Here is a 12,329-nt window from a genome sequence, read left to right as displayed (position 1 = left end):
GCCGCGGGCGTGCCCCGGGTCGCGGCCCGGGGTGTCTCTGCGGCGTTGCGTGGGCCGGCGTCCCCCCCCCCCCCCCCCCCCCCCCCCCCCCCCCCCCACTGCCGAGAGGTGCCGGACGGTCAGAACAGCCGCAGTTTGTCGTCCTCGATGCCCCGCATCGCGTCGTAGTCCAGGACCAGGCAGCCGATGCCCCGGTCCGTCGCCAGCACCCGGGCCTGCGGCTTGATCTCCTGCGCGGCGAAGACGCCCCGGACCGGCGCCAGGTGCGGGTCGCGGTTCAGCAGCTCCAGGTAGCGGGTCAGCTGCTCCACGCCGTCGATGTCGCCGCGCCGCTTCAGCTCCACGGCCACCGTCTGCCCGTCCGCGTCCCGGCACAGGATGTCCACCGGCCCGATCGCGGTGGGGTACTCACGGCGGATCAGGGTGTGTCCCTCGCCGAGAATCTCGATCCGGTCCGCGAGCAGCTCCTGGAGGTGCGCCTCCACGCCGTCCTTGATCAGCCCCGGGTCGACGCCCAGCTCGTACGAGGAGTCGTGGAGGACTTCCTCCATCGTGATGATCAGTTTTTCGCCCGCCTTGTTCACCACGGTCCAGACGCCCTCCTCACCGTCGACGCCCTCCTTCAGGGTGCACGGCGGGGACATCCAGTTGAGCGGTTTGTACGCACGGTCGTCGGCGTGGATGGAGACGCTTCCGTCCGCCTTCACCAGGATCAGTCGGGGGGCGGAGGGCAGGTGGGCTGTGAGCCGGCCCGCGTAGTCCACGGAGCAACGGGCGATGACGAGACGCATGGTCGGCAACGCTACTCGACGACCGGGGCCCGACGCGATTTCCCCACCCGTGGCCTCCCGTCACTCGGGGCACGCCGCATCGCGGCGGAGCGGGCTTGCCCCTCTTTGCGCCCCTTCGTTATTGGCCGGTTGTGTTCCCAATCTTCTGGTGCGGCCTCGACTGCGCGCTTACCGTGGATGCAGGAGGTCGCCGCCCGTGCACGCTGCGTCGTCGCCCCCCTTCCCTGCCCGTAAGGCCCCGGCCACTGTCCGGGGTCGCGAGAGGAGAACCCATGTCGCTCGACGTCTCACCGGCGCTGTTGGAACAGGCCGAGCGAGGCGAGGTCGACGAAGCCGACTTCGTCGACTGCGTCCGGACCTCCCTGCCCTTCGCATGGGAGATGATCAGCTCGCTGGTGGCTCAGCTGAAGGTCGACGGCGGAGAGTTCGCCGACAACCAGACGCCGCCGCCGGACGAGCAGGCTCGTGGTCAGCTGCTGCGAGCGCTCGCGAGTGATGCGATACGCGGCGCGCTGCAGCGGCACTTCGGAGTGCGTCTCGCATTCCAGAACTGCCACCGCGTCGCGGTGTTCCCGCTGGACGCCTCGGTCGACGACCGACTGGCCAAGTTCACTTCGGTGAGGGGCCAGTTGCTCAACCAGTCGCCCGAACTACGGGACTGCTGAACGCTTCTGCTGCCGTCCCGGGCCGCGGGAGGTGCAACTGGCTCCGGGGCGGCAGCTCCCGTACCACCGCACCACATGTCCCACGCGAGGTCCTTCTCCATGCACAGGAACAGGAACAGGCGCAGGTCAGGCGCAGTTCAGGTGAGCAGCGGCAGCACGTCCGCGCCCAGGCGCCGCACGTTCTCCTCGGTCGCCGCGAGATCGCCCGACCCCTCCACCAGGAGGGCGAAGCGGGTGATCCCGGTCCGCTCGGCGGTGGCCGCGAGGCGGTCGGCGGCCAGTTGCGGTGTGCCCACCGGGTGCAGCCCGCAGAGCAGTTCGGTGTACGCGACCGGATCCCGCATCACGCGGTGCCTGCCGTCGACCGTGACATGGGCGTCGAGCCCCTGGCGCAGCCAGCCGGGCATCGCCTTCACCAGCAGCTCCGTGGCGTCCCCGGCGCCGTCCGCGATCTGGGCCACCCCGGCGGACACATGTGCGGCACCCTCCACCACCTCCGGCGGATGGCCGGCCTCCCGGGCGGCCGTACGCCACAGGGCGACCATCTCCGCCTTCTCCGCGTCCCCGCAGTGCATGCCCAGCAACATCGGGAGCGCCCGCGCCGCCGCGAGCCGCACACTCTTCGGCGAGGTGCACGCCACGACGACCTCGGGCCCCGCCGCGCCCGCTCCCGGACCGCCCTGCCCCGCGTCCGCCTGGCCCTCCAGCAACTCGTCCGCGCGCGGCACCACCGCCACCTCGCGGAAGCCGAACCGCTCGCCGCGCCCCGCGACCCGCGGCTCCCGCAGCCAGTCGCGCACCAGGTCCAGCGCCTCGGGGAAGCCGTTCTCGTACGCGTCGAGACCGCCGCCGAACACCTCCAGGTCCACCCACGGACCGCCCCGGCCCACCCCGAGCGAGAAGCGTCCGCCGCTGGTCAGATGCAGCAGCGCGGCCTGCTCGGCGAGGGCGACCGGGTGGTGGTTGGGCAGCACGCTGACCGCCGTGCCCACCCGGATCCTGCGGGTGCGGCCCAGCAGCAGAGCGGCCAGCGTCGTCGCCGAGGGGCAGACTCCGTACGGCACGAAGTGGTGCTCGGCCAGCCAGACCGAGTCGAGCCCGCTCTCCTCCGCGGCCTCGGTGGACCGGACGGCCCGGTGCAGGGCCTCACCCGGCCCCTGACCCGGGAACTGGGCTGCCAGAACGAACGTTCCGATGCGCATCGTTACTTGCCTCCTTGCGGCCCGACGCGTTTCTCCCCCACCGGCAACAACGTCTGACACGTGCCAAAGGCACGGTCCCGCGGGAAGTTGTTGCGATTTTCCGCTAACTCACCCCACTGCCGGACCGCGTCGGCGGGCTGATCGACGACTGCCCCGAACGACACCGCCTAGGCTTGGCCGGACCAGCCCGATCCGCCCCCGTGAGGTGTCCCGTGTCCCCGCGCCGTAACCGCCCCCGCGGCGGCGAGAGTCCCGACGAACGCCCCGGCCCGGCGCCCGGCAGGTACGGCGGGGGAGGGGCCACCGAGAGCTGGCAGGGCGAGGAGTGGTCGGTGCGCCCGGTCAGCGGCGCGAGCGCCCAGGGCAAGCGCTACCGCTGCCCCGGCTGCGACCAGGAGATCCCCTCCGGGGTTCCGCACCTGGTGACCTGGCCCGAGTTCGGCGGCATCGAGGACCGCAGGCACTGGCACAAGGCCTGCTGGAACGCGAAGGACCGCCGCACCACGAAGGTGCAGCGGTCCCGGAACGCGCCGCGCTACTGAAGCCTCAGACGTCGCGCCGGTTCAGTACGGCGACCGCCCCGCCCAGCGCCAGGGCCGCCAGGCCCAGCATCAGCATCAGCGGCTCCCAGCCGGACGGGCCCGATTCGGTGATCGTCGCGCCGTACAACGCGCCGAGCTGGTTGGGGATCGAATACTCGATGAGGAAGCGCTGGAGCCCTCGCAGATCCTGGGCGAACATGAACGGCGCGAGGACCAGCGGCAGCAGCACCACGCCGATCATGATGGTGATCGCGCCCGCCGAGTGCCGCACGATCGCGCCGATCCCCAGCGACAGCAGGCCGAGGGCCGCGATGTACAGCCCGATCCCGACCGTGGAGAGCAGCCACTCGCCGGCCGACGCGGGGGCGCCGTCCAGGATCAGGGTCTGCGATCCCGCCACCACCGCGGCGGTCACCGTCGTGACGACGAAGGTCAGCGAGAAGAAGACGATCGCCTTCGCCGCGAGCACCCGCGCCCGGCTCGGGCACGCCGTCAGCGTCGTACGGATCATGCCGGTGCCGTACTCGGAGCCGATCGTCAGCACCCCGAGCGTGATCACGCAGATCGAGCCCAGCACCACCCCGAAGAAGCCGAGCGCCAGCGAGGGCTCGCCCGCGAGGTTGCCGTCGTTCGCCGCGACCAGCAGCGCGGTGCCGAGCCCGATCGTCAGCATCAGCACGACCATCACGCCGAGCGTCCAGACCGTGGCGCGTACGGAGCGGAGCTTGGTCCACTCCGAGGCGACCGCGTCACCGAGGGTGGCGGGCCGGATCGGGATCGGCGACTCGTAGAAGCTCAGCAGGCCCGCTCCCGGCGCCTGCTCGCGGTCCTGCGGGGTGGCCGGGGAGGTCATCTCGGGTCCTTGCTGGTCTGTTCTCCGGCCGTGGCGGCGGAGGAAGGCTCGACGGCGGCAGCGGAGGGCTCAGCGGCGGCGGGGTGCGCCGGCGCGCCCGACCCCGGGGTCGGGCGCGGACCGGGCGGCGGTGGGGCGTACCAGCCCTCCTGGGGCACTTCCAGCGGCTCGGCGGGCAGCTCGGCGTGGCCGCCGACCGGATGGCCGTACGCGTCCAGCGGCGGCGGCTCCGCGAGGCCCGCCTTGGCGTCGTCCGTCGAGCGGTAGTCCACCAGGCCCTGCGTCAGGCGCATGTACGCCTCCTCCAGCGACGCCTGGTGCGGGGACAGCTCCCAGAGCCGCACGTCGCACTTGTGGGCCAGCTCGCTGATCCTCGGCAGCGGCAGCCCGGTGACCCGCAGCGCCCCGCCCGGCTCCGACATGACCCGGCCGCCCGCCTCGATGAGCGTGGAGGTCAGCTTCTGCCGGTCCTCGGGGCCGTCATCCGGCACCCGGACCCGTGCGAAGTCGGCGGAGTTGGCGGAGATGAAGTCCGTGACGCTCATGTCGGAGAGCAGCCGGCCGCGCCCGATCACGATCAGGTGGTCGGCGGTCAGCGCCATCTCGCTCATCAGGTGGGACGAGACGAAGACCGTGCGTCCCTCGGCGGCCAGCGACTTCATGAGGTTGCGGGCCCAGTGGATGCCCTCCGGGTCGAGACCGTTGACCGGCTCGTCGAAGAGCAGGACCTGCGGGTCGCCGAGCAGCGCCGCCGCGATGCCGAGCCGCTGCCCCATGCCGAGCGAGAAGCCGCTGGTGCGCCGCTTGGCCACGTCCTGGAGGCCGACGACACCCAGCACCTCGTCGACCCGGGCCGCCGGGATGCCGGCCAGCTGGGCCAGGGAGAGCAGGTGGTTGCGGGCGGTGCGGCCGCCGTGCACACCCTTGGCGTCCAGCAGCGCGCCGACCTGGCGCGGTGCGTTCGGCAGGCTGCGGTAGGGGTGGCCGCCGATGGTGACGTGACCCGCGGTGGGGCGGTCCAGGCCGAGGACCATGCGCATGGTCGTGGACTTGCCCGACCCGTTGGGACCGAGGAAGCCGGTGACGGCCCCCGGCCGCACCTGGAAGGAAAGGTCGTCCACGGCCGTCTTCGCGCCGTAGCGCTTGGTCAGCCCGACTGCCTCGATCATGCTCCAGCCCCATCGACTCACTCTGTCGTTCGGGGCTCGGCCCACCCGGCCGCGCACCCCCGTAAGAGTTAGGAGGATAACCAGGCGCTGACGGTTCCGGCCAAGTTGCGTACGGCGTGCGAGCGGACGGTTACGGGCTCTACGCGTCCCGCCCCTTCAGGACCAGGAAGCCGCCGAGCACCGCCGCCAGGACCCAGAGCACCATGATCCCGAGCCCTCCCCACGGGCCGTACGGGGCAGGGTCGGTGTTCATCGCGTCCGGGACGACCTGCATGATCTTCGACCCGGCCTGGTCGGGGAAGTACCGGGCGACGGTCTTGGCGCCCGGCACCGCGGCGAGGATCTGCGAGACCAGGAAGAAGAACGGCATCAGGATGCCGAGCGACAGCATGGAACTGCGCAGCATCGCCGCCACTCCCATGGAGAAGATCGCGATCAGCCCCATGTAGAGCCCGCCGCCGACCACCGCGCGCAGGACGTTCTCCGCGCCGATGTCGGTGCCCCGGTCGCCGAGCATGGCCTGGCCGAGGAAGAACGAGACGAAGCTGGTGAGCAGCCCCACGACCAGGGCCAGCACCCCGGCCACCGTGATCTTGCTGAGGAGGAATGTCGCGCGCTGGGGCACCGCCGCCAGCGAGGTGCGGATCATGCCGGAGCTGTACTCGGTGCCGACCACGAGCACCCCGAACACGACCATCGCGAGCTGGCCGAGAATGGTCCCGGAGAAGCTGACGAAGGTCGGGTCGAAGGTGGCCTGCTCGGCCTCGGAGAGGTCGTCGAACGTGGCGTTCAGCAGGGCGCTCAGCGCCACGCCCATCACGACCGTGACGGCGAACGCGCAGAAGAGCGTCCAGGTGGTCGAGGAGACCGACCGGATCTTGGTCCATTCCGAGGTGAGAACCGCGGGTACCGATGCCATGGTCGTCACGCCCCCTTGCCGTCGGTGCCGTCAGTGCTGTCGGTGCCGGCGGGCTTCTTCCAGTTCTCGCCCCAGCCGGCTCCCACCGCGGGCGGTTCCGCCGCCGGATCCCGCTCCGAATGAGCGTGGTACTCCACCGAACCGGCGGTCATCTGCATGAACGCCTCCTCCAGCGAGGCCCGCTGGGGGCTCAGCTCATGCAGCACCACCTGGTGCCGGGCCGCCAGCTCGCCCAACTCCTCTGTGGTCGCGTCGTCGACCTCCAGGACGCCGCCCGCCGTCTCGACGGGGGTGAAGCCCCCCTCGTGCAGCACGTCGCGCAGCCGTTCCTGCTGCGGGGAGCGCAGCCGCGTGTAACTGCGGGAGTTCTCCTGGATGAAGTCCGCCATCGAGGTGTCGGCGAGCAGCTTGCCCTGGCCGATCACGATCAAATGGTCGGCCGTCAGCGCCATTTCGCTCATCAGGTGCGAGGAGACGAAGATCGTCCTGCCCTCCGAGGCCAGCGCCTTCATCAGATTGCGGATCCAGTGGATGCCCTCGGGGTCCAGTCCGTTGACCGGCTCGTCGAACATCAGGATCTCGGGATCGCCGAGCAGCGCGGACGCGATGCCGAGCCGCTGGCCCATGCCGAGGGAGAACCCCTTGGACTTCTTCTTCGCCACCGCGGTCAGCCCGACCATGTCGAGCACCTCGTCGACCCGGCTGCTCGGGATGCGGTTGCTCTGCGCCAGGCACAGCAGGTTGTTGTACGCGCTGCGGCCGCCGTGCATCGCCTTGGCGTCGAGGAGCGCCCCGATGTACTTCAGCGGTTCCTCGAGTTCGCGGTAGTGCTTGCCGTCGATGCGCACCGTTCCGCTGGTCGCGTGGTCGAGGTCGAGCATCATCCGCATCGTGGTGGACTTGCCCGCCCCGTTCGGGCCGAGAAAGCCCGTCACGATGCCCGGCCTGACCTGAAACGACAGATGATCGACGGCGATCTTGCTACCGAACCGTTTGGTGAGTCCCTCGAGCTCGATCATGCGCACACGCTAGAACGCCCGAGCGCCCGGCGCCACCACAAAGGCGGAACCGGGCGCACACGGGGGTACGGCGCTGCTGCGGGGTCAGCGGCTCTGCTGGGCCGGGACACCGCGGGTGGCGGGCTCGTCCTCCACCGGGGTGCCGGCGGCGGCCACGGCCGCTCCGGTCAGCGTCGCCAGCATCTCGCGGACGTTGGTCAGCTGCGCGTTGATCGAGTCGCGGCGGTTGGTGAGCGCCGCCAGCTCGCGCTCCGATTCGCTGCGGATCCGGTCGGCCTTGGCGTTGGCGTCGGCGACGATGTCCTCGGCCTGGCGCTGCGCGGTCTCCACCGTCTGGCGGGCCCGGCGCTCGGCGTCGGTGCGGAGCTTCTCGGCCTCCAGACGGAGCTGCTCGGCGCGGTGCTCGATCTCGGCGAGACGCTTCTCGGCCTTGGCCTGACGGGACGCGAGGTCGCGCTCCGACTGCTCGCGGCGCTTGGCGAGGTTGGTCTCGAAGTCGGCCGCGGCCTGGGCGGCCTTGGCGCGGGTCTCCTCGAAGAGGGCGTCGGCCTCCTCACGCTTCTGCTGGGCGTCCTTCTGGGCGTCGGAGCGCAGCGTGTTCGCCTCGCCCTGGGCCTTCTCGACGATGCGGACGCCCTCGTCCTCGGCCTTCGCCTTGCGCTCGGCGGCGAACGTCTCGGCGTCGTTGCGCACCTGCTGGGCCGCCGACTCGGCGAGCTCGCGGTGCTGCTCCGCCGCGCGACGGGCCTCCTCGCGCAGGTCCTTGGCCTCCTCCTCGGCGAGGCGGAGAATCTTCTCGACACGGGCACCGAGACCGGCGTACGACGGCTCGGCGTCGTTTACCTGGGCCTGGGCGTTCTGCGTTTCGAGGTGCAGCTCCTCGATGCGCTTTTCCAGAGAGGTGATTCGGGCCAGGGCACTGTCACGGTCGGCGATGAGCTTGGCGATGCGGTCGTCCACCTGACCGCGGTCGTAGCCACGTCGCACGTGCTCGAAGCCGAAGGGGGAGGAAGGGTCACTCATGGGGTTCCTGTCGAATGAGACCGGTGAGGTGATAGAGGGAATCCTAGGGGCCATTGCGGCGTGTCAGCGTGAAGATGCCGGTTTGATCTGGAGAATGACACCCCTTTTGAGTGGCTGACCCCCGGAGTGCTTGCCACTGAGAGGGTTGAATGTCCATGACGAAGCGCGGCACGCGGCGGATCGGCCGCCGCCCGGAACGCCGCGGCTCGGTCACCGCTCCGACGACTTGCCCCCCGATCGGGTGCCCGCCGCCGCCGGAGCCTTGGCGCCTCCCGCGGAACCGCCGGCCGGTTTCCCGCCCCCGGTCGGAGTCTCGAAACCTTCCAACGCTTCGAGCACGTCCTGGACACGGGAGATCTCCGCATTGATGTCCTCGCGTCTGCGTACCAGGACGTCCAGCTCGCGTTTGCCCTCGTCGACCGTCGCCTTGGCCTCGGCCTCGGCGTCCGCCCGCAGCTTCTCCGCCTCGCGAATCAGCCCGGCCTTCTTGGCCTCGGCCTCCTTCAGCAGCGACTCGGCCCGTTTCACCGCGGCGATACGGACCTTGCTCGCCTCCGAATTGGCCTCCGCCATCAGCTCCTTGGCCTTCGCCTCGGCCTCGTCGCGCTGCTCGGTCGCCGCCTTCATCAGGTTGTCGACACGCTCCCCGGCGGTCTTCATCTGCTCGGACGTCTCCCGGCGGGCCCGCTCGTGCAGCTCCTCGATCTCGCCCTCCAGCCGGGTCCGCAGCTCCTCGGCCCGCTCCCGGATCTGCGTCGCGTCGCGCCGGGCGCCGACCAGCAGTTCGTCCGCGTCGGTACGGGCGCGCTCCACCAGGGTGTTGCCCTCGACGGTCGCCTCCGAGGTGATCCGCTGGGCCTCCTTGCGGGCCGCGCCGACCATCGTGTCGGACTGCGTCTCGGCCTCGGTGGCCGTACGCAGCGCCTCTTCCCGCGCCTTGTTGATGAGCTGGTCCGCCTGCTCGGCCGCGTCCGCCCGGCGCTTGGCCGCCGCCTCGCGCGCCTCGTCCAGCACCCGGTCCGCCTCCTGGCGGGCCTCCGAGCGCAGCTCCTCGGCCGCCGACTCCGCCTCGCCGCGCAGCCGTTCGGCCTCCTCGTGGGTACGCGCCGCGTGCTCCTGCGCTGAGCCGAGCCGCTCGGCCGCCTCGACGCGCAGCCGCTCGGACTCGGCGTTCGCCTCGGCCAGCATCCGGTCCGCCTGCTCGGTGGACTCGTTGCGGCGGCGGTTGGCCTCCGTGGTGGCCTCGACGACGAGCTGCTCGGAGGCCTGGGCCGCCTCGTTGCGGATGCGTTCGCTCTCGCTGGTCGACTCGCCGATCAGCAGGTCCGACTGGGCCGCCGCCTCGGAACGGATCCGGTTGGCGTCCTGCCGGGCCTCGGCGCGGGCGCGCGAGGCGTCCTGCTCCGCCGACGTCAGGGCATCGGACGCCTCCGTGCGCATCCGCTGGCTGTACTCGGCGGCCTCCGTGCGCAGCCGCTCCGACTCGGTGATCGCCTCGGAGACCGTCCGCTCGGCCAGCGCCTTCGCGGCCTCGGTCTCCTCGTGCGCCTCCTGCCGGAGCCGGCCCGACTCCTCGTTCGCCTCCTGGCGCAGCCGGCCCGACTCCTCGTTCGCCTCCTGGCGCAGCCGGATCGCGTCCTCCGAGGCCCGCTCCCGCTCCGCGTGCGCGTCGGCGCGGACCCGGTCCGCCTCCTCCTGCGCCTCGGTACGGGTGCGCTCGGCGGAGTGCTCCGCTGCCGAGCGCAGCCCGGTGATCTCCTCCTCGGCCTGCTCCTGCAGACCCGCGACGGAGTCCCGTACCTGCTGGGCGGTCTGCTCGGCCGCCGAGACCAGCTCGGTCGCCCGGGCGTCCGCCTCCTCGACCAGCCGGTGCGCCTCGGCCTCCGCGTCCTCGACCCGCTTGCGGGCGGAGGCGAGCAGCTCCTCGCTCTGCTCGCGGGCCCGCTCACGTTCCTGCTCCGCCTCGGACCGGGCGGCGCCGAGGGTCTCCTCGGCCTCCCGGCGGCGGCGGGTCGCCTCCTCCTGGGCGGCGGCCAGCGCCTCGGCGGCCTCGGCCCCGACCCGTTCGGCGGCGGCCGCGGCCTCCGCGCGCACCCGGCCGGCGCTCTCCTGCGCCTCCGACTTGAGCCGCTCCGCCTCCGCGGCGGCCTCGCTCCGCAGGCGTACGGCGACGTTCTCGCCCTCGGCCCGGGCCTGGGCGGCGTCCGCGGCGGCCTCGTCACGCAGCCGCTCGGCCTCCACCTCGGCCTGCTCGGTCAGCGCCCGCAGCCGCTCGGCGGCCTCGGCGCGCTGCCGCTCCGCCTCCTCGTTCGTCTCGCGGCGGATCCGCTCGGCCTCGGTACGGGCCTCGCCCAGCGCCTCCTCGGCGGCGGCGAGCTTCGCCTCGGCCTCGGTGTGCAGCCGGGTCAGCTCGTCGGCGGCCTCGGCCTGCCGGGCGGCGATGCCGCGCTCGGTCTCCTCGCGCAGCTCGGCCGCGGCCCGCTCGGCCGCATCCGTGACGGCCGTCGCCTGCTCCTCGGCCTCGGCCCGCAGCGTCTCGGCCTCGGTCCGGGTGCGCTCCAGCGTCTCCTCGGCCTGCTTGCGCAGGGTCGCGGCCCGCTCGGCGGCCTCGGTGCGGATCCGCTCGCTCTCGCCGTTCGCCTTGGTGCGCAGCTCGTCCGCGTCGGAGCGGGCCTTGGTCAGCAGCTCCTCGGCGGTGCGGGCGCCCTCCTCCAGCTGCTGGACCGCCTCGCGGCGGGCCTCGCCCCGGATCCGCTCGCCCTCGGCGACCGCCTCGGAGCGCAGCTGCTCGGCCTCGCCGCGCAGCCGGCGGGCCTCCTCCTGGAGCTCGACCGTCTTGGCCCGGTACTCCTTGGTGTCGTCCTTGGCCGCGCCCTTGAGCTCGTCGGCCTGCTCGGCCGCCTCGCCGCGCAGCCGGTCCGCCTCGGCCTCGGCCTCGCGGCGGATCCGCTCGGCCTCCTCGCTCGCGGCCTTCGTGGTCGACTTCGCGTCCTCGGAGGCCTTGGTGAGCACCTCCTCGGCGCTGCGGGCCGCCTTCGCCAGCTGGGCGGCGGCGTCCTCGGCGGCGACCGTACGGGCCTTCTCGCCCGCCTCCGCGACCAGCCGCTCCGCCTCGGCCCGGGCGTCGACGAGGGCCTGCTCGGCCTCCTCCTTCAGCGCCTCGGTGCTCTTGGTGGCCTCGCCGACCAGCCGGGCGATCTCCGACTTGGCCGTACGGGTGCGCTGTTCGTTCTGCGACTCGGCGGCGGCCAGCTGCTTGGCGGCCGCCTCCTTCGCCTCGGAGAGGACCTTCTCGGCCTCCAGGCGGGCTTCGCGCAGCCGGGTCTCCGCCTCCGAGACGCGCTGCTCGGCGGTGCGGTTCAGCTCGGCGGTCTGCTGGCGGGCCTGGTCGGTCTCCGCGGTCGTGCTGGAGCGCAGCTGCTCCGCGTGGCTGGTGGCCTCCTGCGCCTGGGCGGAGGCGGCCCCGAGCAACCGCTCGGCGTCCTTGCGGGCGCGCAGCAGGATCGCTTCGGCTTCGGTCCGGGCGGTCTCGGTCTCCGAACCGGTCCGCCGACGGGTCTCCTCCGCCAGCCGGGCGGACTCGTCGCGGGCGGCGGCCAGTGCCTGCTCGGCCTCGGCGCGGGACTCCTCCAGCAGCCGGCGGGCCTGCGACTCGGTGCGGGCGCGCAGCTGTTCGGCCCAGGCGACGTTCTCGTTGACGTGCGACTCGACGGTCTGGCGGCGCTCGGCCAGCTCCTGGTCGAGCCGCTGCCTGCGCTGGACGGCCTCGGTGTGCAACTCGGCCTGGAGGCGTGCCTGGTGCTCGGCGTGCTCCTGGAGGATCCGCTGCGTCTGGGCCCGGGCCTCGCGCAGCTCGCGCTCGGCGTCGCTGCGCAGCTGCTCGGCCTGGACCTGCGCGTTCCGCAGCATCTGCTCGGCCTGGTAGCCGATGTCCGCGTTGTCGTAGGCGGGACGGGTGGCGAGATTGCGCCGGGCCTCGTGCAGCTTGGCACGCAAGACCTCGACCTGGTAACCGAGGTCCTCGGCGTGCTGGACGGCCTTCTCCCGGTCGGTCTTCAGCCGGTCCATCTCGGCTTCGAACCGCGAGAGATGGTCGTCTTCAGCTCGGTGGCTCTCCTGGCGTTCGTAGCCCCGCACTGCGCGGTC

At 72.3% G+C, this 12,329-nt stretch carries 10 protein-coding genes; 2 read left to right on the top strand and 8 right to left on the bottom strand.

Features of this window, described 5'->3' with window-relative positions:
- Positions 1-119: 119 nt before the first annotated feature.
- Positions 120-791: an endonuclease NucS gene (nucS, locus tag JS521_RS17370; RefSeq protein WP_088573263.1), complete on the bottom strand. Its 672-nt coding sequence runs from the start codon at positions 789-791 to the stop codon at positions 120-122.
- Between the two features lie 272 nt (positions 792-1,063).
- Between nucS and JS521_RS17365 the strand changes: the two genes are divergently transcribed.
- Positions 1,064-1,456, top strand: coding sequence for an SCO5389 family protein (locus JS521_RS17365; RefSeq protein WP_006127608.1), 393 nt, complete (start codon positions 1,064-1,066; stop codon positions 1,454-1,456).
- 137 nt (positions 1,457-1,593) lie between these two features.
- On the opposite strand, the gene JS521_RS17360 is transcribed toward JS521_RS17365, so the two are convergent.
- On the bottom strand, positions 1,594-2,658 hold the full coding sequence (locus JS521_RS17360) for an LLM class flavin-dependent oxidoreductase (protein ID WP_205083889.1): 1,065 nt from the start codon (positions 2,656-2,658) through the stop codon (positions 1,594-1,596).
- A gap of 212 nt (positions 2,659-2,870) precedes the next feature.
- On the opposite strand from JS521_RS17360, the gene JS521_RS17355 reads away from it, so the two are divergent.
- Positions 2,871-3,200 (top strand): Rv1322 family protein, encoded by a 330-nt coding sequence (locus tag JS521_RS17355; RefSeq protein ID WP_205083888.1) that lies wholly within the window; start codon positions 2,871-2,873, stop codon positions 3,198-3,200.
- Between the two features lie 4 nt (positions 3,201-3,204).
- Here the strand turns inward: JS521_RS17355 and JS521_RS17350 are convergent, their stop codons facing one another.
- From JS521_RS17350 to scy, 6 genes are all read right to left on the bottom strand, one after another.
- The gene (locus JS521_RS17350; RefSeq protein ID WP_205083887.1) at positions 3,205-4,053 is read right to left on the bottom strand and encodes an ABC-2 transporter permease; all 849 of its coding nucleotides are present in this window, start codon (positions 4,051-4,053) and stop codon (positions 3,205-3,207) included.
- Positions 4,050-5,222 carry an ABC transporter ATP-binding protein gene (locus JS521_RS17345; protein ID WP_205083886.1) on the bottom strand — a complete coding sequence of 391 codons (1,173 nt, stop codon included), beginning with the start codon at positions 5,220-5,222 and terminating at the stop codon, positions 4,050-4,052. Before JS521_RS17345 ends, JS521_RS17350 begins: the two co-directional genes overlap by 4 nt.
- Positions 5,223-5,361: 139 nt before the next feature.
- Positions 5,362-6,141, bottom strand: coding sequence for an ABC transporter permease (locus JS521_RS17340; RefSeq protein ID WP_205083885.1), 780 nt, complete (start codon positions 6,139-6,141; stop codon positions 5,362-5,364).
- Between the two features lie 5 nt (positions 6,142-6,146).
- Positions 6,147-7,160 (bottom strand): ABC transporter ATP-binding protein, encoded by a 1,014-nt coding sequence (locus JS521_RS17335; RefSeq protein ID WP_205083884.1) that lies wholly within the window; start codon positions 7,158-7,160, stop codon positions 6,147-6,149.
- Positions 7,161-7,244: 84 nt separating this feature from the next.
- Positions 7,245-8,183, bottom strand: a complete 939-nt coding sequence (locus JS521_RS17330) for a coiled-coil domain-containing protein (protein WP_006127615.1) — start codon at positions 8,181-8,183, stop codon at positions 7,245-7,247.
- A gap of 210 nt (positions 8,184-8,393) precedes the next feature.
- Positions 8,394-12,320, bottom strand: coding sequence for a polarized growth protein Scy (gene scy / locus JS521_RS17325; protein ID WP_205083883.1), 3,927 nt, complete (start codon positions 12,318-12,320; stop codon positions 8,394-8,396).
- Positions 12,321-12,329 lie beyond the last annotated feature (9 nt).

Origin of the sequence: Streptomyces durocortorensis (assembly GCF_016901035.1) — a bacterium.
GTDB classification, from domain to species: Bacteria; Actinomycetota; Actinomycetes; order Streptomycetales; family Streptomycetaceae; genus Streptomyces; species Streptomyces durocortorensis.
This window is presented reverse-complemented; position numbering and strand designations above follow the sequence as displayed.

Excerpts from the sequence above, each read along its gene's own strand:
- JS521_RS17330 (WP_006127615.1), bottom strand. The coding sequence starts at position 8,183 with ATGAGTGACCCTTCCTCCCCCTTCGGCTTCGAGCACGTGCGACGTGGC.
- nucS (WP_088573263.1), bottom strand. The coding sequence starts at position 791 with ATGCGTCTCGTCATCGCCCGTTGCTCCGTGGACTACGCGGGCCGGCTC.
- JS521_RS17335 (WP_205083884.1), bottom strand. The coding sequence starts at position 7,160 with ATGATCGAGCTCGAGGGACTCACCAAACGGTTCGGTAGCAAGATCGCC.
- JS521_RS17345 (WP_205083886.1), bottom strand. The coding sequence starts at position 5,222 with ATGATCGAGGCAGTCGGGCTGACCAAGCGCTACGGCGCGAAGACGGCC.
- JS521_RS17360 (WP_205083889.1), bottom strand. The coding sequence starts at position 2,658 with ATGCGCATCGGAACGTTCGTTCTGGCAGCCCAGTTCCCGGGTCAGGGG.
- JS521_RS17365 (WP_006127608.1), top strand. The coding sequence starts at position 1,064 with ATGTCGCTCGACGTCTCACCGGCGCTGTTGGAACAGGCCGAGCGAGGC.
- JS521_RS17350 (WP_205083887.1), bottom strand. The coding sequence starts at position 4,053 with ATGACCTCCCCGGCCACCCCGCAGGACCGCGAGCAGGCGCCGGGAGCG.
- JS521_RS17340 (WP_205083885.1), bottom strand. The coding sequence starts at position 6,141 with ATGGCATCGGTACCCGCGGTTCTCACCTCGGAATGGACCAAGATCCGG.